The organism is Amycolatopsis iheyensis (assembly GCF_024703995.1).
Taxonomy (GTDB): Bacteria; Actinomycetota; Actinomycetes; order Mycobacteriales; family Pseudonocardiaceae; genus Amycolatopsis; species Amycolatopsis iheyensis.
On the sequence record NZ_JAMXQV010000025.1, the window covers coordinates 36,737 to 57,783 of the forward strand.

At 76.5% G+C, this 21,047-nt stretch carries 1 protein-coding gene and 1 pseudogene; both read left to right on the forward strand.

Features of this window, described 5'->3' with window-relative positions:
* Positions 1 to 83 precede the first annotated feature (83 nt).
* Positions 84 to 860: an SDR family NAD(P)-dependent oxidoreductase gene (locus M8542_RS36960; protein WP_257924988.1), complete on the forward strand. Its 777-nt coding sequence runs from the start codon at positions 84 to 86 to the stop codon at positions 858 to 860.
* Positions 861 to 909: 49 nt separating this feature from the next.
* A pseudogene (locus M8542_RS36965) lies at positions 910 to 20,985 on the forward strand (SDR family NAD(P)-dependent oxidoreductase); the annotation flags it as partial.
* Positions 20,986 to 21,047: the final 62 nt, after the last annotated feature.

Below are 21,047 nucleotides of genomic sequence, written 5' to 3' on the forward strand. Positions count from 1 at the left end.
GACAGCACCGAACGCACGAGCGAATATGAGTGGAGTAAGCGTTCGGACCGGTGTGACCGGCAGGGGGGTTAGTGTCTCATCCGATGCATGCTCGCGCCTCGGAAAACTCGTCCGTTGCTCCATTCGTGAACCTGGCTGTCGTCACTGGCGGCACCAAGGGAATCGGCCTCGAGTTGAGTGCCATGTTGGTGAAGTCGGGATATCGCGTCGTCTCTCTTTACCGCCACGATGAGAAGTCGGCCGAAGCCGCCACGCGGCAACTCGGCGAACACCACGTCGCGCTCAAGGCCGACGTGTCGGACCCGGATCAGGTGCGCCGGGCCGCGGCCATCGTCCTGGCCGAGCACGGCACCCCGTCGGTGCTGGTCAACAACGCCGGCCGCAACATCGACCAGCCCTTCCTCGCGATGACCGACGAGGAGTGGGACGTGGTGATCCGGTCCAACCTGTCCGGGCCGTTCTACGTGACCCGCGCGCTGGCGCCGGCGATGCTCGAGGCCGGTGGCGGGTCGGTGGTCAACATCGGCGCCACCACCGGCATCCGGCCGCGCTTCCACGGCGTGAACTACTGCGCCAGCAAGGCCGGCCTGCTGCACCTGACCAAATGTCTCGCGCTGGAGCTGGCGCCCACGATCCGGGTCAACTGCCTGATCCCCGGGATGATCGACACCGAGGACATGCGGACGCGGGTGGCGGCGGCCGCGCCCGAACACCGGAACAGCATGGTCACCGGCATTCCGCTCGACCGCATCGGCACGCCCGCGGAGATGGCCGCCGCGCTCGCCTTCCTCATCGGCGACGGCGGGCGCTACATCACCGGCCAGAAGCTCATCGTCGACGGCGGTCAGTTCATGTGGTGAGCGCCGGCCTGGCGACCGGCACCCTGGGGAGGGGAGGGAGAGCGAAACCATGCGCGAGGGGGGCGAGCATGCTGTGGGCGCACGAGAGAAACCTGGGCCGATCGCGGTCATCGGCGTCGCTTGCCGGTTGCCGATGGCACCGGATCCCGGCGCGTTCTGGAGGTTGCTGCGCGAGGGAGTAAGCGCTGTCGGGGAAGTGCCCGAGGACCGGTGGGACCCGGCGGCCTTCGCCGGCCACCCGTCGCCCGCCCTCCGCCACGGTGCGTTCCTCGACGGGATAGCCACCTTCGACGCCGCGTTCTTCGGCATCTCACCGCGCGAGGCCGCGGCGATGGACCCCCAGCAGCGGCTCCTGCTGGAGCTGGGGTGGGAGGCCGTCGAGGACGCGGCGATCGTGCCCGCAACGCTGCACGGCACCCGGACCGGCGTGTTCGCCGCGGCGATCGGCGACGACTACACGACGTTGGGCGCGAGGCTCGGGATCGACGGCGTCGGAAGGCACACGCTCACCGGGCGGAACCGCGGACTCGTCGCCAACCGGCTGTCCTACCTGCTCGGTGCGCACGGGCCGAGCTTCACCGTCGACAGTGGACAGTCGTCGTCGCTCGTGGCGGTGCACCTGGCGTGCGAGAGCCTGCGCAGCGGCGAGTCCGACCTCGCGATCGCCGGTGGGGTCAACGTGATCGCGGCGCCCGACAGCATGCTCGGCGCCGACGAGTTCGGTGGGTTGTCCCCCGACGGGCGCTGCTTCACCTTCGACGCGCGCGCCAACGGCTACGTGCGTGGTGAAGGCGGCGCCGCCGTCGTCCTGAAGCCGCTGGCCGCCGCGCTCGCGGACGGCGATCCCGTGTACTGCGTGGTGCTGGGCAGCGCCGTCACCGGCGACGGCGCCACGGACGGCCTGACCGCGCCGGACCCGCACGGCCAGGAACTGGTGCTGCGCGCCGCGTGCGAGCGGGCCGGCGTCAGCCCGGCCGACCTGCAGTACGTCGAGCTGCACGGCACCGGCACCGTGCGCGGCGACCGGGCCGAAGCCGCCGCGCTGGGTGCGGTGTATGGCGTGGGCCGCGCCGAAAGCCTGTTGGTCGGTTCCGTGAAGACCAATGTCGGGCACCTCGAAGGTGCGGCCGGTGTCACCGGGCTGCTGAAGGCGGTGCTCGGCATCCGCCACCGGTGGCTGCCGCGGAGCCTGAACTTCACGACGCCGAACCCGGGCATTCCGCTGGCCGAGCTGAAGCTGCGGGTGCACACCGAGGACGGACCGTGGCCGCACCCGCGGCGACGGCTGCTGGCCGGGGTCAGCTCCTTCGGCATGGGCGGCACGAACTGCCACGTGGTGCTGGCCGAAGGACCGGCGCCCGAGCGGCCCCGGTCCGGCGGCGCGGCGCCTGACGTGGTCGGGTGGGTGCTGTCGGCACGCAGCGGGCCGGCCCTGCGCGGCCAGGCCGAGCGGCTGCGCGATGCGGTGACCCGCGACGCCGAACTCGCTTGGGGTGTTGGGGACGGCGCCGAACTCGCTCGGGGTGTTGGCGACGCCGCCGAACCCGCTCGGGGCACCGACGCCGCCGAACCCGCTCGGGGTGCTGGCGGCGCCGCCGAACTCGCTCGGGGTGTTGGGGACGCCGCCGAACTCGCCCGGGGGACCGCCGCCGCCGAATCCGCTCGGGGTGCTGGCGGCGCCGCCGAACTCGCCCGGGGCACCGACGCCGCCGAACTCGCTCGGGGCACCGGCGCCGCCGAATCCGCTCGGGGTGCTGGCGGCGCCGCCGAACTCGCTCGGGGTGTTGGGGACGCCGCCGAACTCGCCCGGGGGACCGCCGCCGCCGAATCCGCTCGGGGTGCCGGCGGCGCCGCCGAACTCGCCCGGGGGACCGGCGCCGCCGAACTCGCTCGGGGTGCTGGCGGCGCCGCCGAATCCGCCCAGAACACCGACGCCGCCGCCGTGCACCGCGGGCTTCGGCATCAGCGATCGGCCTGGTCTGCGGTGGACACCGCGTTCTCGCTCGTCCGCACCAGGACCGCGTTCGAAGAGCGTGCCGTGGTGCTCGGCCACGACGACGGTGAACTGCTCGCCGGGCTGGGCGGGCTGGCGAGCGGCATGCCCGCGGCGGGGGTCGTGCGCGGGACGGCGGGACCGCGGGCACCGGGGGTGGCGTTCCTGTTCGCCGGGCAAGGCAGCCAGCGTCCCGGGATGGCCCGGCAGCTCTACCGCGCCCACCGGGTGTTCGCCGACGCGTTCGACGAGGTTTGCGCGCAGCTCGACACCCACCTCGACGTCCGGGTGCGGGACCTGGTGTTCGCCGAGCCCGGCTCCCCGGCCGCCGAACGGCTCGACCGCACCCGCTACACGCAGCCGGCGCTGTTCGCCGTGGAAGTGGCGCTGTTCCGGCTGTTCTCGGCCTGGCACCTGACCCCGGGTCACCTCGTCGGCCATTCCGTCGGCGAGCTGGCCGCCGCCCAGGTCGGTGGTGGGCTGACGCCGGCCGCCGCCGCCGAACTCGTCGTGACGCGCGGTGCGCTGATGGAGGCGGCTCCCGCGTCCGGGGCGATGGCGGCGGTCGAAGCCGACCCGGACGAGCTGACCGAATGGTTGCGCGGCAAGGAAGAACGCGTGTCGCTCGCGGCGGTCAACGGACCGTCGGCGGTGGTCGTGTCCGGCGACGAGGACGCGGTGGCCGAGGTGGTCGCGTGGGCGCGCGCCCGAGGCCGCCGGAGCAGCAGGCTTCGCGTGAGCCACGCCTTCCACTCGCCGCACATGGACGGCGTGCTCGACGAGTTCCGCGCCGCCGTGCGCGGGCTGCGCGCGGCCGAACCGGCGATCCCCGTCGTCTCCACCCTCACCGGCGAGCCGCTGACCACCGCCGAGCTGGGGTCCGCCGACTACTGGGCCCGGCAGCTGCGGGGCACCGTGCGCTTCGCCGACGGCGTGCGCCATGCGCGTGACCGGGGTGCCACCGTGTTCGTCGAGCTGGGCCCGGACGCGGTACTCAGCCCGATGGCACGCGCGTGCCTGGCCGGGTCGCCCGGCACCGTCGTCGTCCCGGCTCTGCGGGCGGAGCGCGACGAGCCCTACACCGTCCTCGCCGCACTTGCCGAGGCGCACGTCCGGGGCGTCCCCGTCGACTGGGCCGCGGTGCTGGCCCCGGCGCGACCGCGGCGTGTCCCGCTGCCCACTTACGCCTTCGACCGCACCCGGCACTGGCTCACCGACACCGCACCGCCGGCGCGCCCCGCCGCGCCGGCCGCCGCCGGCCGCAGCGGCCCCGAGCTTCTCGAGCTCGTCCGCGCCACCGCCGCGGCCGTGCTCGGGCACGCCGGGCCGGACGCTGTCGATCCCGGCCGGGACTTCCGCGAGCAGGGGTTCGCTTCGCTCGCCGCGGTCGAGGTGGCCGGCCTGCTCGGCGAGGCGACCGGGACCCGGCTGCCGGACACGCTGCTGTATGACTTCCCGACCCCCGCCGAGCTGGCTGAGCACCTAGCGCGCCGGCTCCCGGCGGCGGCTGAGCTGGGCGAGCACCTCGCGCGCCGGCATCCGGACCCGGTCGAGCTGGGCGAGCACCTCGCGCGCCGGCTCCCGGCGGCGGCTGAGCTGGGCGAGCACCTCGCGCGCCGGGACCCGGACCCGGTCGAGCTGGGCGAGCACCTCGCGCGCCGGCTCCCGGCGGCGGCTGAGCTGGGCGAGCACCTCGTGCACCGGGACCCGGACCCGGTCGAGCTGGGCGAGCACCTCGTGCACCGGCATCCGGACCCGGTCGAGCTGGGTGAGCACCTAGCGCGCCGGCTCCCGGACTCGGCCGAGCTGGCCGAGCACCTCGCGCGCCGGCTCCCGACCCCCGCCGAGCTGGGCGAGCCCCTCGCGCGCCGGAACCCGGACCCGGCCTCGGAAGTCGCCGCGGCGGCCGGTGAGCCGATCGCCGTCGTCGGCATGGCGTGCCGCTACCCAGGCGGTGTGCGGAATCCCGACGACCTGTGGCGGCTGGTCGACGGCGGGGTCGACGCGATCGGCGAGTTCCCGGACAACCGCGGCTGGGACCTCGACCGGCTGCGCGACCCGAACCGCCCCGGCGGCTCGGCCACGCGGTACGGCGGATTCCTTTACGACGCCGACCTGTTCGACCCCGCGTTCTTCGGCATCAGCGCGCGCGAGGCGGCCGCGATGGACCCGCAGCAGCGCGTCCTCCTCGAAACGGCTTGGGAGGCACTGGAACACGCGAACCTCGACCCCGCCGCGCTGCGGGCGAGCGCCACCGGCGTGTTCGTCGGCGCGACCGCGCAGGAATACGGCCCGCGGCCGGACGAGACCGCCGGCGAGGCCGGCGGCTACCTGCTCACCGGGCGCACGCCGAGCGTCGTTTCGGGCCGGATCGCCTACGCGCTCGGCCTCGGCGGGCCGGCGGTCACGGTCGACACCGCGTGCTCGTCGTCGCTGGTGGCCCTGCACCTCGCGTGCCGGTCGCTGCGGCAGGGCGAGTCGGCGCTCGCGCTCGCCGGCGGGGTCTGCGTGCTGGCCGGGCCCGGCATGTTCGTGGAGTTCAGCAGGCAGCACGGCCTCGCCCCCGACGGGCGGTGCAAGGCGTTCGCCGCCGGCGCCGACGGCACCGGCTGGGCCGAGGGCGCCGGGATGGTCGTGCTGGAACGGCTTTCCGACGCGCGCCGCGCCGGGCACCCGGTCCTCGGCGTCATCCGCGGCTCCGCGATCAACCAGGACGGGGCGAGCAACGGCCTCACCGCGCCCAGCGGCCGCGCGCAGGAGTCGGTGATCCGGCAGGCCCTCGCCGACGCCGGGCTCCGCGGCGACGAGGTCGACGCGGTGGAGGCGCACGGCACCGGCACCACGCTCGGCGACCCGATCGAGGCACAGGCACTGATCGCCACGTACGGGTGCGACCGCCCGGCGCACCGCCCGCTGAGACTGGGCTCGCTGAAGTCCAACGTCGGGCACACCCAGGCCGCCGCCGGGGTCGGCGGGCTGATCAAGATGCTGCTCGCGCTGCGGCACGGCCGGCTGCCGCGCACGCTGCACGCGGCCACGCCGTCGGCACGGGTCGACTGGTCCGCGGGTGCGGTGTCGCTGCTCACGGAGGCCGCGCCCTGGCCGGCTGACGGCCGGCCGCGCCGGGCCGGCGTCTCGTCGTTCGGCATCAGCGGCACCAACGCCCACCTGATCATCGAGGAGGCGCCGGCTCCGGGCGAGCGGCCCCCGCGGCCGGCGGTGCCCGTGCCCTGGGTGCTGACCGCGCGCTCGGCGGACGCGCTGCGTGCGCGGGCCCGGGCGCTGCTCGACGTCGGCGACCTCGACCCCGCCGACGCCGGGTACACGCTCGCCACCGGACGAGCCGTGTTCGCGCACCGCGCGGTCGTCATCGGTGCGACCATCGGCGAGCTGCGGCGCGGCCTGACGCGGGTGGCGCGTGACGAGCCGCCCGGCCCGGTGGTGGCGCGCAGACCCGTGTTCGTCTTCCCCGGCCAGGGCGCGCAGTGGGCCGGGATGGGCGCCGAGCTGCTCGAGACGTCGCCGGTGTTCGCCCGGTCCATGGCGGCGTGCGCGGACGCGCTGAGGCCGCACGTGGACTGGACGCTCGCCGACGTGGTGCGCGCGCCGGCCGAGGCCGGCCTGCTCGAGCGGGTCGACGTGGTGCAGCCCGCGCTGTGGGCGGTGATGGTGTCACTGGCCGAGGTGTGGCGGTCCTTCGGCGTGGAGCCCGCCGCCGTCGTCGGTCACTCGCAGGGGGAGATCGCCGCCGCCTGCGTGGCCGGCGCTCTGTCGCTGTCCGACGCCGCCGCCGTGGTGGCGTTGCGGAGCAAGGCGTTGACGGCGATCGCCGGGCGTGGCGGGATGCTGGCGGTCGAGCTGCCGGTGGACCGGGTGCGGGACCGGCTCGCCGGAGCGGGCCGGTTGTCGGTCGCCGCGGTCAACGGCCCGGCCGCGACGGTCGTGGCGGGCGACCTCGACGCGTTGGCCGGCCTGCAGCGCCGGTGCGAAGCCGAGAACGTGCGGGTGCGCCGGGTGCCGGTGGACTACGCCTCGCACTCGCCGCACGTCGAGGACCTCGAAGACGAGCTGAAGCGGCTGCTCGCGGGGATCACGCCGCGCCCGGCCGATGTCGCCTTCCACTCCACGGTGACGGGTGGCCTGCTCGGCGCCGAGGCGCTGGACACCGGCTACTGGTACCGCAACCTCCGCGGCACCGTCCTGTTCGAGCAGGCGGTGCGCGGGCTCGCGGACGACGGCCACGACGCCTTCCTCGAGATGAGCCCGCACCCGGTGCTGACCGCGGCCCTGCGGACCACGGCCGGCGACGACGTCACCGTGGCCGGTTCGCTGCGCCGCGACGACGGGGGCCCGCGGCGGCTGCTCGGGTCGCTGGCCGAGGCGTTCGCCGACGGCGTGACCGTCGACTGGCGGGCGGCGTTCGCCGGTCTCGACGTCCGGCCCGCCGACCTGCCCACCTACCCCTTCCAGCGCCGCCGGTACTGGATCACGAGCCGAGCCACCCAGGACGTCACGGCGTTGGGGCTTGCCGCCGCGGAGCACCTCCTGCTGGGCGCCGAAGTTTCGGTGGCCGACGGCGGCGGGGTGCTGTGCACCGGCCGGTTGTCGCCGCGCACCCAGCCGTGGCTCGCCGACCACGCGGTGGGCGACGCGGTGCTGCTGCCGGGAGCCGCGTTCGCCGAGCTCGCGCTCACCGCCGGGCGCCGGGCCGGGTGCCGGGGGCTGGCGGAGCTGGTGATCGCCGAGCCGCTCAGGCTGCCCGGCCAAGGCGCGGTGCAGGTGCAGGTCGCCCTCGGGCCGCCGGAAGACCAGCGCACCGTGCGGGTCTACGCGCGGGCCGACGGCGAGCTGTGGACGCTGCACGCGTCGGGGACGTTCGGCGACGGCGGCGACGGCGTCGCCCTCACCGGGGCGTGGCCGCCACCGGGCGCGGCCGCGGTGGACGTCGACGAGCTGTACGCGCGGCTCGCCGACGAGGGCTACCACTACGGCCCGGCGTTCCGGGGGCTGAAGGCCGCCTGGCGGCAGGGCGACACCGTTTTCGCGGAGGTCGCGCTGGCCGCCCCCGAGCGCCCGGACGCCGCCCGGGCGGGCCTGCACCCGGCGCTGCTCGACGCCGCCCTGCACGCGGCCGTCGGCCTGCTCCACGACCCGGGCCGCCGGCTGCTGCCGTTCGCCTGGCGGGACGTCCGGCTCCACACGACCGGGGCCACCGAGCTGCGGGTGCGGATGCGGCCCGCGGGTCCGGACGCCGTGTCCGTGGTGCTCGCGGACACGGCGGGCGCGCCGGTGGCGACGGTCGGCTCGCTGACGTTGCGGGCCGCGCCGGCCGCCGACCCCCTGCTGCGGGTCTCCTGGACCACCCCGATCTCGGCGGCGCCGCCGTCGGTGGAGCGCCGGTGGGCGGCGCTGGGGACCGCGCGCCGGTTCGGGCTCGCGGCCGAGGCGCACGACGACGTCGCCGCGCTCGTGTCCGCCGCCGGGCGGAGTGGCGCCGGCCCGGACGTCGTCGTGGCCGACTTGACCGACTTCGACGGCGGTTCCGTGCACCAAGCTGTGCACCGCGCGCACGCGCTGCTGCGCGACTGGCTGGCGCACGAGGTGCTCGAACGCACCACGCTGCTGGTGGTGACCTCGGGTGCGGTGCCCGCGGGTGACACGGTGCCCGCCCTCGCCGGAGCCGCGGTGCACGGGCTGCTGCGCACCGCCGTGGCCGAGTACCCGGGCCGGTTCGTGGTGGCCGACGTCGAGCACGCGGGCGACGCGGAGTCCCTGCGGGCGCTGGTGGGCGCCGGCGAGCCGGAGTTCGCGGTGCGCGCGGGGACGGGCCTCGCGCCCCGGCTCGTCCGCACCACCGCGGCGGCGGCGCCGGTGCCGCTCGGCGGCGGCACGGTGCTCGTCACCGGCGGCACCGGCACGCTGGGCCTTCGGCTCGCCCGGCACCTGGTCGCCGAGCACGGCGTGCGGCACCTGCTCCTGGTCAGCAGGCGCGGCGAGCACGCGGAGGGCGCGGCCGAGCTCGCCGCGCTGGGTGCGGACGTCGCCTTCGCCGCTTGTGACGTGACCGACCGCGAAGCACTCGCCGCGGTGCTCGCCGGGATCCCGGCGGACCGTCCCTTGCGCGCGGTCGTGCACGCGGCGGGGACGCTCGACGACGGCGTGCTCACCGCGCTCACCCCGGCCCGGCTCGACACCGCGCTCGGGTCCAAAGTGGACGGTGCGCTCGCCCTGCACGAGCTGACCCGCGACCACGACCTGGCCGCTTTCGTGCTGTTCTCCTCGGTCACCGGCACGCTCGGCAGCCCCGGCCAGGCGGGGTACACCGCGGCGAACGCGGCGCTGGACGCCCTCGCCCACCGGCGACGGGCCGCCGGGCTGCCCGCCACGTCGCTGGCGTGGGGGCTGTGGGCGCGGCCGAGCGGGATGACCGCGCACCTCACCGACGCCGACCTCGCGCGGCTGAGCCGGTCCGGCGTCGCGGCGCTGCCCGAGGAGGCCGGGCTGGCGCTGTTCGACGCCGCGCTCGGCGCGTCCGAGGCGGTGCTGGTGGCCGCCCGGCTGGACCTGGCGGCGTTGCGTGCCCAGGCCCGCGCCGGACGGCAGGCGCCGGTGTTCCGCGAGCTGGTGCCCGCTCCCGCCGTCGGTGATGTCGAGGTCACGGCGGCCGGGCCGGCGTGGTCCGCGCGGCTCGCGGCGGCCTCCGCGGCCGACCAGGAAGCGCTGACGTTGGCGCTGGTGCGCGAGCAGGCGGCCGCGGTCCTCGGCTTGGACTCGGCCGAGGCCGTCGCCCCGGCCACGGCGTTCACCGGCTTGGGCGTCGATTCGCTCATGTCCGTGGAGCTGCGCGGCCGGCTCAACGCGGCCACCGGGCTCAAGCTGCCCGTGACCGTGCTGTTCGACCGGCCGACACCGGCGGCGCTGGCCGCCCACATCCGGGCCGAGGTGCTCGGCTCCGCGCGGGAACCCGCCCCTCGGGTTCTCGCCGGCAGCGACGAACCGATCGCCATCGTCGCCATGGGCTGCCGGTACCCGGGCGGGGTCCGGTCCCCGGAGGACCTGTGGCGGCTGGTCGACGACGAGCGCGACGCCATCGGCGAGTTCCCGGCCGACCGCGGCTGGGACGTCGACGCGCTCTACGACCCCGACGCCGACGCCGCCGGGCACAGCTACACCCGGCACGGCGGTTTCCTCGACGACGCCGCCGGGTTCGACGCCGCCTTCTTCGGGATGAGCCCGCGCGAGGCCCTCGCGACCGACCCGCAGCAGCGCGTCCTGCTGGAGACGAGCTGGGAGACGCTGGAGCGGGCGGGCATCGACCCGCGGACGCTGCGCGGCAGCCGCACCGGTGTCTTCGCCGGCGTGATGTACGACGACTACGCCGAGCGGCTGAAGCAGGCGCCGGGTTACGAGGGCTACCTCGCGACGGCGATCACCAGCAGCGTCGCGTCCGGCCGGGTGGCCTACGCGCTCGGTCTCGAGGGGCCGGCCGTCACCGTCGACACGGCCTGCTCGTCGTCGCTGGTCGCGCTGCACCTGGCGGCACAGGCGCTGCGCGCGGGCGACTGCGACCTGGCGCTCGCCGGCGGCGTCACCGTGATGGCGACCCCCGGGCTCTTCGTCGCGTTCAGCAGGCAGCGCGGGCTCGCTCCCGACGGCCGGTGCAAGCCCTTCGCCGCCGCGGCCGACGGCACCGGCTGGAGCGAGGGCGCAGGCGTGCTGCTGGTCGAACGGCTCGACGACGCGCTGCGCAACGGGCACCCGGTGCTGGCCACGGTCCGCGCGTCCGCGGTCAACTCCGACGGCGCGAGCAACGGGCTCACCGCGCCGAGCGGACCGGCCCAGCAGCGGGTGATCCGGCAGGCGCTGGCCGACGCCGGGCTGGCCGCGGCGGACGTGGACGTCGTGGAGGCCCACGGCACCGGCACACCGCTCGGCGACCCGATCGAGGCCCAGGCGATCCTCGCCACCTACGGGCAGGACCGGCTGGGCGGTCCGCCGGTCCGGATCGGCTCGGTGAAGTCGAACATCGGGCACACGCAGGCCGCCGCCGGGGTGGCCGGGGTGATCAAGGTGGTCCAGGCGATGCACGCGGGCCGGCTGCCGCGAAGCCTCCACGTGGACGAGCCGACCGGGCACGTCGACTGGTCGGCGGGGCGGGCCGAGCTGCTCACCGAGCCGGTGGACTGGCCCGAAACCGGCCGCCCCCGCCGCGCGGGCGTGTCCGCCTTCGGGATCAGCGGGACCAACGCGCACGTGATCCTCGAGCAGGCGCCGCGGCCGGCCGACCGCCCGGCCGCGCCCGGCACCGCGTCGGCGTGGGTGCTTTCGGCCCGCGAGGAACGGCCGCTGCGCGAACTCGCCGGCCGGGTGCGTGCTCGGGTCGCCGCGCTGGACCCGGCGGACGTCGGGCTCGCCCTCGCGACCACGCGGACGCCGTTCGAGCACCGCGCCGTGGTGGTCGCCGCCGACCGGGCCGGGTTCCTCGCCGGGCTCGACGCGCTCGCCGCCGGACGGCCGCTGCCCGGCCTGGTCACCGGAACGCCGTCGCCGGCTGGGAAGACGGTGTTCGTCTTCCCGGGCCAGGGCTCGCAGTGGCCGGGCATGGCGCTGGAGCTGCTCGACACCTCGCCGGTGTTCGCCGAACGGCTCGCCGAGTGCTCGGCCGCGCTGAGCGCCCACGTGGACTGGTCGCTGCCGGAGATGCTGCGGGGCGCGCCCGGCCACGACCGGGTCGACGTCGTGCAGCCGGTGCTCTGGGCGGTGCTGGTGTCGATCGCCGAGCTGTGGCGGTCGGCCGGGGTGGTGCCCGACGCGGTCGCCGGCCACTCGCAGGGCGAGATCGCGGCCGCCTGCGTCGCCGGCGCGCTGACGGTCGAGGACGCCGCGCGGGTGGTCGCGCTGCGCAGCCAGGCGCTCGCCGAGCTGACCGGCACGGGCGGCATGGTGTCGGTGGCGCGGCCCGCGGCTCGCGTGGCGGAGCTGCTCGAGCCGTGGGGCGACGCGCTCGACGTCGCCGCGCTCAACGGGCCGTCGGCGACCGTGGTCTCCGGCGCGCCGGAAGCGCTCGACGCGCTGCTCGAGGCGTGTGCCGCCGCCGGGATCCGGGCGCGGCGGGTGCCGGTCGGCTACGCGTCGCACTCGCCGCGGGTCGAGCCGATCCGCGAGCGGGTGCTGGAGCTCCTCGCGCCGATCGCGCCGCGCGCGTCGGCGATCCCGTTCTACTCGACGGTGACCGCGGGGGTGCTCGACACGACCGGTCTCGACGCCGGGTACTGGTTCCGCAACCTCCGGCAGCCGGTGCGGTTCGAGGAGACCACCCGGGCGCTGCTCGCGGCGGGCCACACGTGGTTCGTCGAAGCGAGCCCGCACCCGGTGCTGACCGCGGCGATCGAAGAGACGGCCGACGACGGCACCGGCCCGGGCGCGGTGGTGCTGGGGTCCCTCCGCCGGGACCAGGGCGGCCTGGAGCGCTTCCGGACGTCGTTGGCCGAGGGGTACGTGCGCGGCCTCGCCGTGGACTGGCCCGCGGTGCTCGGCGGTGGGCCCGGCCGCCCGGTCGACCTGCCCACCTACCCGTTCCAGCACACGCGCTTCTGGCTGGACACCGGCCGGGAGCCGGACCACCCGCAGCTGTCCGCGCCGACGGAGCTGGGCGACGGCCGTGGTGTCCTGTTCACCGCCTCGGTCTCTTCGCGCACCCACCCATGGCTCGCCGACCACGCGGTCCTGGGGACCCGGCTGCTGCCCGGGACGGCGGTGCTGGAGCTCGCGGCCCGGGCCGGGCGGCAGCTCGGCACCCCGGCGATCGCGGAGCTGACCTTGCACGCGCCGCTGGTGCTGCCCGAGAACGGCGTCGCGCACCTGCGGGTCGTGGTGGCCGAACCGGGCGCGGGCGGGACGCGGGCGTTCTCGGTGCACTCCGGCGCGGACCAGCTCCGGCACGCCGACGGTCTGCTGTGTGGCGAGCCGGTCGCCGAGGACGTGCCCGGGCCGCCGGCCCAGTGGCCACCGGAGGGCGCGGTCCCGATCGACGTCGCCGCCGGCTACGCGCGGCTCGCCGGGCTGGGCTACGGCTACGGGCCCGCGTTCCGCGGCCTGACGGCGGCGTGGCGGTCGGGCCCGGACGTGCTGGCCGAGGTCGAGCTGCCCGCCGGGATCGGGGCGGGTGGTTTCCCGGCTCTGCTGGACGCGGCGCTGCATCCGGCGCTGCTGGTGGGTGAAGAGACCGCGCCGCTGCTGCCGTTCGAGTGGTCTTCGGTGACGTTGTCGGCCGTTGGGGCGACGCGGGCGCGGGTCCGGATCCGGCTGCTCGCGGCGGGGCGGGTGTCGGTTGCGGTCGACGATGTCTCGGGTGCGCCGCTGCTGCGCGCTGGTTCGCTCGTGCTGCGACCCGCAGTCCGGTTGTGGCGGGTGGATTGGCGGCCGGTGCGGCCCGGTGGCGCGGCGGATGTCGTTGCGCCGGCGCGTGATGGGGAGGCCTCTGCAGTCACGCCGGAGGTGGTCCGGCTGGACGGCGGCGGAGCAGACCTGGCCGCGTCGGCGCGCGAAGTTGCCGCGCACGCGCTCGCCGCGATCCAGCGTCACCTCGCCGGACCGGCCGGGCCGCCGCTCGTGCTGCTCACCGCGGGCGCGGCCGGTGACCCGCATCCCGCCGACCCGGCGGCGGCCGCCGGGTGGGGGCTCGGGCGGTCGGCGCAGACCGAGCACCCCGGCCGGATCGTTCTGCTGGATGCGCTCGCGCCGCCGTCGGCGCGGCAGCTGGCCGAGGCGCTGGCCACCGGCGAACCGCAGCTCGCCCTGCGCGCGGACGGGTTCACCGCCCCACGCCTGGTGCCGGCCGCGGGTTCCGCTCCCGCCCGGCCCCTCGACCGGGACGGCACCGTGCTCGTGACGGGCGGGCTCGGCACGCTCGGCTCGGTCGTCGCGCGGCACCTGGTGACCGGGCACGGCGTGCGGCACCTCGTGCTGGCCGGCCGCCGCGGCCCGGACACCACCGGCGCCGCCGAGCTGGCCGCGGACCTGCGGGAGCTGGGCGCTGTCGTCACCGTGGCCGCCTGCGACGTCGGGGACCCGGACGCGGTGGCGGCCCTGCTGCGCGGGATCCCCGCCGAGCACCCGCTGACCGCCGTGTTCCACCTGGCGGGGGTGCTCGGCGACGGCACCGTCGAAGCGCTCACCCCGGCCCGGCTCGGGCCGGTGTTCCACGCCAAGGCGGCGGGCGCCTGGCACCTGCACGAACAGACCCGCGACCTCGACCTGGCCGAGTTCGTGCTGTTCTCCTCGATCGCCGGGACGACCGGCACCGCGGGCCAGGCCGGCTACGCGGCCGCGAACGCCTTCCTCGACGCGCTGGCCGGACACCGGGCGGCGCTCGGCCTCCCGGCCCGGTCGCTCGCCTGGGGGCTGTGGGCGGCCGAGAGCGGGTTGACCGGCTCACTCACCGACATCGACCGCGCGCGGCTGCGGCGCTCGGGCCTGACGCCGATGCCCACGGAACGGGCACTCGCGATGCTCGACGCGGCGCTCGCGGGAACGCACCCGGTGGTGGTCCCGGCCCAGCTCGACCCGGCGGCGCTCCGGTCGCGCGAAGGCACTGCGACCGCGGCGGGGCTCTTGTCGAGTGAAGCCGCCGCGAGCCCAGCGGGGCTGCTGTCGCGCGCCGCTGCTGCGCCCTCGGCGCCGCTGCTTTCGCGCGACGCCGCTGAGACCGCGGCGGGGCTGCTGTCGGGCGAAGCCGCTGCGACCCCAGCGGGGCTGCTGTCGAGCGACGCCGCTGTGCCCTCGGCGCCGCTGCTTTCGCGCGACGCCGCTGAGACCGTGGCGGGGCTGCTGTCGGGCGAAGCTGCTGCGAGCCCAGCGGGGCTGCTGTCGAGCGAAGCCGCCGCGACCCCGGCAGCGCTCCTACCGAGCGAAGCCGCCGCGAGCCCAACAGCGCCCCCGCCGCACGCCGCCGCCGCGCCCCCGCCGTCGCGGCCGGGGGATCGGCTGCGTCGCCTCCCACCGGCCGAGCAGGAGCGGGAACTGCGTGAACTCGTCGCCGGGCTCACCGCCGCCGTCCTCGGCTACCGCGGGGCGCTGCCGGCGGATCGCACCTTCAGCCGGCTCGGCATGGAGTCGCTCACCGCCGTCGAACTGCGCAACCGGCTTGCCGCCGCCACCGGGCTCCGGCTGCGCACCTCCGTCGTGTTCGACCACCCCGACGTGGACGCCCTGGCCCGCCACCTGCGGAGCGAGCTGTCCGGCGAACCGGCCGGGCCCGCCGAGGTGGTCCGCGCCCCCTCCGCCGAGCCGATCGCGATCGTCGGCATGGGGTGCCGCTTCCCGGGCGGCGTGCACGGCCCCGACGAGCTGTGGCGGCTGGTCGCCGAAGGCGGGGACGCGATCGGGCCGTTCCCCGCCGACCGGGGCTGGGACCTCGACGCGCTCTACGATCCCGACCCCGCCCGCGCCGGCACGATCTACACGCGGGAGGCGGGCTTCCTCGCCGACGCGGCGGGCTTCGACGCGGAGTTCTTCGGCATGACCCCCCGGGAAGCGACCGCCACCGACCCCCAGCAACGGCTGCTCCTGGAAACGGCGTGGGCGACCCTGGAGCACGCGGCCCTCGACCCGCACTCGTTGCGCGGCGAGCCGGTCGGCGTCTTCACCGGCGTCATGTACGGCGACTACCGGACCCGGGCGACGCGGCCCACCGCGGAAACCGAGGGCTACCTCGTCACCGGCAGCGCGGGCAGCGTCGCGTCCGGGCGGGTCGCCTACCACCTCGGCTTCGCCGGCCCGGCGATCACGGTGGACACGGCCTGCTCGTCTTCGCTGGTCGCGGTGCACCTGGCCGCCCAGGCGCTGCGTGCCGGCGAATGCCGGCTCGCACTGGCCGGCGGGGTCACGGTGATGGCCACCGAAGCCGCCCTCCTCGAGTTCAGCCGCCGGCGCGGGCTCGCCCCCGACGGCCGCTGCAAGCCGTTCGCCGCGGCCGCCGACGGCACCGCGCTCTCCGAGGGCGCCGGGCTGCTCCTGCTCGAACGGCTCGGCGACGCCCGGCGCCACGGCCACCGGGTGCTGGCCGTGCTGCGCGGCTCGGCGGTCAACTCCGACGGCACCAGCAACGGGCTCACCGCCCCGAGCGGGCCCGCGCAGGAGCGCGTGGTGCGGCGGGCCCTCGCCGACGCCGGGCTCGCCCCGGACGACGTCGACGCCGTCGAGGCGCACGGCACCGGGACCCCGCTCGGCGATCCCGTCGAGGCCGAGGCGCTGCTGGCGACCTACGGAGCGGGACGTGCGCGGCCGCTCTGGCTCGGCTCGGTGAAGTCCAACATCGGGCACGCGCAGGCGGCTGCGGGTGTCGCCGGGATCATCAAGGCGGTGCAGGCGATGCGGCACGGCGTGCTGCCGCCCACGCTGCACGTCGACCGGCCGACACCCCACGTCGACTGGACCCGCGGACCGGTGCGCCTGCTGCGCGAGACGACGCCTTGGCCGGACCGCGGCGTGCCGCGGCGGATGGGTGTTTCGTCGTTCGGCATCAGCGGCACCAACGCACACGTCGTGCTGGAGCAGGGCCCCGACGAGCCAGCCGCGCCCGAGGCCCCCGACGGCGCCGTGGTGCCGTGGGTGGTGTCGGCGCCCACGGCGGCGGGAGTGCGGAGGCGCGCCGGGCAGCTGCGTGACTTCCTGCTCGCGCACCCCGGGCACTCGACCACCGCGACCGGAGCGGCCCTCGCGCGGCGGAGCGTGTTCCCCGCACGCGCGGGGATCGTCGGACGGACTCGGGCGGAGCTGCTGGCCGGCTTGCGGAAGCTCGCGGACGGGGGCTCGTCCGTCGTCACCGGCACGGCCGGCGACGGCGAGCTCGCCGTGCTGTTCGGCGGCCAGGGCAGCCAGCGCCACCGGATGGGCCGCGAGCTGGCGGCGGCGTTCCCGGTGTACGCCGCCGCGTTCGACGCCGTGTGCGCCGAGCTGGATCGCCACCTGGACCGGCCCCTGCGGGCGGTCATCGGCCTGGACGGCGACGAAGACCCGGCGTTGCACGACACCGCCTGGACCCAGCCCGCGCTCTTCGCCGTCGAGGTCGCGCTGTACCGGCTGGTGGAGAGCTGGGGACTGGTGCCCGGCTGCGTGGCGGGCCACTCGCTGGGCGAACTGACCGCCGCGCACGTCGCCGGGGTGCTGTCGCTCGCCGACGCGTGCACCATGGTCGCCGCCCGCGGCCGGCTGATGCAGGCCGCGCGCACCGGCGGCGCGATGGCCGCGATCGAGGCGGACGAGGCGGAACTGGGCGACCCGGGCGAGGGCGTGTCCGTCGCCGCGGTGAACGCGCCCGGGTCGGTCGTCGTCTCCGGGGACGCCGGAGCCGTGCTCGACCTGGTGGCGCACTGGCGCTCGCGCGGCAGGCGCACCACCCGGCTGCGGGTCAGCCACGCGTTCCACTCGGCCCACCTGGACCAGGCCGCCGAGGAGTTCCGCGCCGTCGTCGGCGGGCTGACGCTGCACCCCGCGACCATTCCGCTGATCTCGACCGTGACGGGTGAGCAGGCGACCGGCGAGCAGCTGCGCTCCGCCGGCTACTGGGCCGGGCAGCTGCGTCGTGGCGTGCGGTTCGCCGACTGCGTCCGGACCATGCGGGACCGCGGGGTGACCGCGTTCCTGGAGCTTTCCCCGACCCCGGTGCTGCTGCCGGACGTCACCGCCACGGTCGCCGGGACCACGCCCGAACCCGCGGTCGTCGCGGTGCTCGGCAAGGACGAACCCGAGCCGGACGCGGCCGTCACGATGCTGGCGCGGCTGTTCGCCGCGGGTGTGCGACCGGACGTCTCCGCGGTGTTCCCGGCCGACATCCGGCCCGCCGACTTGCCCACCTATCCCTTCCGGCACCAGCGGTTCTGGCTCACGCCGCAGCCCGCCGACGCGGGCCATCCGGTGCTGGACGCGGCGGTCGAACTGGCCGACGGCGGCGTCGTGCTCACCGGACAGGTCTCGCTCCGGCGGCAGCCCTGGCTCGCCGACCACACCGTCTCGGGCGTGGTCCTGCTGCCCGGCACCGCGTTCGTCGACCTCGCGCTGCACGCGGGTGCGCAGGCCGGCCGGCCGGTGGTGCGCGAGCTGGTCGTCCAGGTGCCGCTGCCGGTGCCGGAGACCGGGGCGGTCGACGTCCAGGTGCGGGTCGCGGCCGCCGACGGGACGGGCGCCGCCGCGATCACCATCCACGGACGGCTGCACACGAACGCCTGGACCGAACACGCGACCGGGGCGCTCGTCGCCGACGACGGGACCCCCGCCGATGCCTTGCCCGCCCGGACACCCGGCGCAGGGGAGGAGATCGACCTCGCCGGCGCGTATCCGCGGCTGGCCGCGTCGGGCCTCGGCTACGGACCGGCCTTCCGGGCCGTGCGCGCGGCCTGGCGACAGGGCGAGGACCTGGATGTCGAGGCGGCCTCCGACGCACTGGACGTCGAGGGTTGGCGGCTGCACCCGGCCCTCTTCGACGCGGTCCTGCACCCGCTGGCACTGGCGGAACCGTCCGGTTCGGTCCGGTTGCCGCACGCGTGGGCCGGGGTCCGGTTCCACGGCGGCCGTCCGGCGGCTGTCCGGGCGCGGCTCACCCGCGCCGGGGGCGGTTCGGTGTCGGTGACGGTCGCGGACGAGCGCGGGGTGCCCGTGCTGGAAGTGGCGCAGTTGCACACCCGGGCGGTATCCCTGGCCGACCTCGGCGCCGGGCGTCCGGTGCTGCGTAGGCAGGCGTGGTCACCGCTCGCGACGGGCGACCGGTTTTCGGCTGGGTTGGTCGTGGTGGGCGAGGGTGGGCCGGACGTCGAGCGGTACGCCACCGTGCGCGACCTCCGCGCCGCGCTCGACGCTGGGGCGAGCCCGCCGGACCTGGTGCTGCTCGCCACGGCCGCCGAAGCCGGCGAGGCCGATGCGGCGGTCCGCGCCGAGCGGCGGTGCGCACGGGTGCTCGCCGAGGTCCAGCAGTGGCAGGCCGACCCGCGGTTCGCCGCGGCCCGGCTCATCGTGGCGACGACGGCCGCGGTCGCCACCCGGCCTACGGACGACATCGACCCGGCGGCGGCCGCCGTCTGGGGTCTGGTGCGCGCGGCGCAGGCCGAAGAGCCCGGCCGGTTCGTGCTGCTGGACACCGACGACACCGCGGCGTCCTGGCGCGCGGTTCCCGCGGCGCTCGCCACCGGCGCGCCGGAGCTCGCGATCCGGTCGGGGCAGGCCGCCACGCCACGGCTCGTGGTGCACCGCACCGGCGCCGCCCTTGGCGGCGGGCCGGAGCTTGCGAACCGGTCGGGCCAGGCCACCACACCACCGCTCGTGGGGCACCGGACCGACTCGGCCTTGGCCGAGGGGGCGGTTGTCGGCTCCGGCGGGCCGGAGGTTGAGGTCCGGTCGGGGCAGGCCGCCACGGCAGGGCTTGTGGTGCACGGGAGCGACTCGGTCTTGGCCGAGGGGGCGGTTGTCGGCTCTGGCGGGCCAGAGGTTGAGGTCCGGTCGGGGCAGGCCGCCATGCCAGGGCTTGTGGTGCATCGCACCGGCGCTGCGCTTGCCGGCGGGCCGGTTGTCGGCTCTGGCGGGTCGGAGGTTGAGGTCCGGTCGGGGCAGGCCGCCACGGCAGGGCTTGTGGTGCACGGGAGCGGCTCGGTCTTGGCCGAGGGGGCGGTTGTCGGCTCTGGCGGGTCGGAGGTTGAGGTCCGGTCGGGGCAGGCCGCCACGCCAGGGCTTGTGGTGCACCGCACCGACTCAGCCCCTGCCGAAGGGCCGGTTCTCGGCTCCGGCACGCCGGAGTCTGCGATCCAGTCCGGAAAGGCCACCACACCACCGCTCGTGGGGCACCGGACCGACTCGGTCTTGGCCGAGGGGGCGGTTGTCGGCTCCGGCACGCCGGAGGTTGAGGTCCGGTCGGGGCAGGCCGCCACGGCAGGGCTTGTGGTGCACCGCACCGACTCAGCCCCTGCCGAAGGGCCGGTTCTCGGCTCCGGCACGCCGGAGTCTGCGATCCAGTCCGGAATGGCCACCACACCACCGCTCGTGGGGCACCGCGCCGACTCAGCCTTGGCCGAGGGAACAGTTCCCGCGATCCAGTCCGAGCAGGCCACCACCGCACAGCTCATGGCGCACCGCACCGGCGCCACCCTGACCGACGGGACCGTCCTCGTCACCGGCGCGACCGGCGCGCTGGGCAGGCTGATCGCGCGGCACCTCGTCACCCGGCACGGAGTCCGGCACCTGCTGCTCCTCAACCGGCGCGGGCAAAATGCACCCGCCGCGGCCCGGCTGCTCACCGAACTGGCCGACCTGGGCGCAAGCGCGAACCTCATCGCCTGCGACGCCGCCGACGGGGCCGCGCTGGCCCGCGTGCTCGGTGAAATCCCCAGCGAGCGTCCATTGCGGGCCGTGGTGCACGCGGCCGGCGTGCTCGACGACGGTCCGATCGCGACCATGACCCCCGCGCGGCTGGCCGCGGTGCTCCAGCCGAAGGCCGGTGCGGCCTGGCAACTGCACCGGCAGACCGAGGGCCTGGCGGCCTTCGTGCTGTTCTCGTCGCTGGCCGGGGTGCTCGGCAGCGCCGGGCAGGCCGGCTACGCCGCGGCCAACGCCTTCCTCGACGGGCTCGCCGCGCACCGCGCCCGGCTCGGGTTGCCGGCGACGTCGCTGGCTTGGGGGCTCTGGGCGTCGGAGGACGGCATGGCCGGGCAGCTCGACGCCGCCGGCCGAGGCCGCCTCGCCGGGGCCGGGGTGCTGCCGATGCCCGTCGCCGATGGGCTGGCGCTCTTCGACGAAGCGCTCACCGCCGGGCAGCCGACGCTCGTCGCGGCCCGGCTCGACCTCGCCACCCTGCGGGCCCGCGCCGGCCTGCGCCCGGCAGCCGACGGCGGTGCGGCGCGGGCGGACTTCGTGGCCAAGCTCGCCGGACAGCCGCCGCGGGAGCGGTACGACCTGGTCTTCGAGCTGGTGCGCACCACCGTCGCCGCCGTGCTCGCCCACGAGCCGCCCGAGTCGCTGAGCGGTGTGGAGCTGCGGGACCTCGGGTTCGACTCGCTCACCTCGCTCGAACTGCGTGACCGGCTCAACGCCGCCACCGGCCTGGCGCTGCCCGGCACCGTCGTGTTCGAGCACCCCACCGCCGACGACCTGACCGGCCGCCTCGTCGCCGAGCTCGGCGCGGCGGACGCCGTTTCCGACCGGCCGCGCCC